The organism is Bacteroides sp. 11BF (assembly GCF_019633765.1).
Taxonomy (GTDB): domain Bacteria; phylum Bacteroidota; class Bacteroidia; order Bacteroidales; family Bacteroidaceae; genus Bacteroides; species Bacteroides hominis.
Genome location: NZ_JAFKPJ010000068.1, coordinates 1 through 1,031, shown reverse-complemented (window position 1 = coordinate 1,031; position 1,031 = coordinate 1). Strand labels below are relative to the sequence as shown.

Annotated in this window: 1 protein-coding gene; it reads left to right on the top strand. The window is 42.7% G+C overall.

Annotated features, from left to right (window positions below; translation table 11 throughout):
* Nucleotides 1–36 precede the first annotated feature (36 nt).
* Nucleotides 37–1,017, top strand: a complete 981-nt coding sequence (locus tag JZY04_RS21005) for an IS982-like element IS1187 family transposase (protein WP_032536584.1) — start codon at nt 37–39, stop codon at nt 1,015–1,017.
* Nucleotides 1,018–1,031: the final 14 nt, after the last annotated feature.

The following is a 1,031-nucleotide window of genomic DNA, read 5'->3' as shown; positions in this document are numbered from 1 at the left end:
TAAACCCGTTGGCGGAATTAATTTAAGTTGATAAATATGAGTAAAAAGTTGTACATGTCGCTGATTTTTAGTAACTTAGTGGTGATTAAAACATTAAGTTCAAACCATCGTATGTACAACCTTTATGCAAAATTCGTCAAAATACTTGAGATATGCAAGCAATTCTCTGAAAATCTCGTCAATGATTCGGGTAATGTTCCACGTCGTGGTCCTGTTCCCAAGTTTTCGGATTTGGAAGTGGTGGCGCTATCCCTGACGGCAGAGACCGAGAGCATTGATAGTGAGAAGTGGTTGTTCGACTATAAATTGCAAGAATACAAGGACAGCATTCCCAATCTCATATCAAGGAGACAGTTCAATGACCGCAGGAAGAAAACGTCAGGCCTGTGTGAGGAACTGCGCAAGCGGATTGCCATGGAAATGGATGGCGGAGAGGAACAATTCTTTGTTGACTCCAAGCCGATAGAGGTCTGTAGGGTTGCAAGAGGAAAACGTTGCAAGATGGGGCGTGCCGGCAATTTCTCGCAAGCTCCCGACTTCGGCTTCTGTGCTTCGCAGAACACGTATTATTTTGGTTATAAGTTACACGCTCTCTGTGGGTTAAGTGGAGTTATCCATTCCTATGATCTGTCAAAGGCAAGTGTGGCTGACCTCCATTATATGAAGGATGTAAAACATACTTATCACGACTGTAGCATCTATGGTGACAAAGGGTATATTGGAGCTGACGTACAGCTTGACTTGTTCGAAACCGCACACATAAGACTGGAGTGTCCGTATCGGCTCAACCAAAAGGATTGGAAACCGACATTCATTCCGTTTGCAAAGGCAAGAAAGAGGATTGAGACAATATTCTCACAACTTACAGACCAGTTCTTGGTCATCAGGAACTACGCGAAAATAACGAATGGTTTGTTTGCCAGAATCATTGGCAAAATTAGTGCACTTACCATTCTGCAATACGTAAACTTCATTAACGACAAGCCCATTGGCAGAATTAAGTATGCACTAAATTAATTCCGCCAACAGGT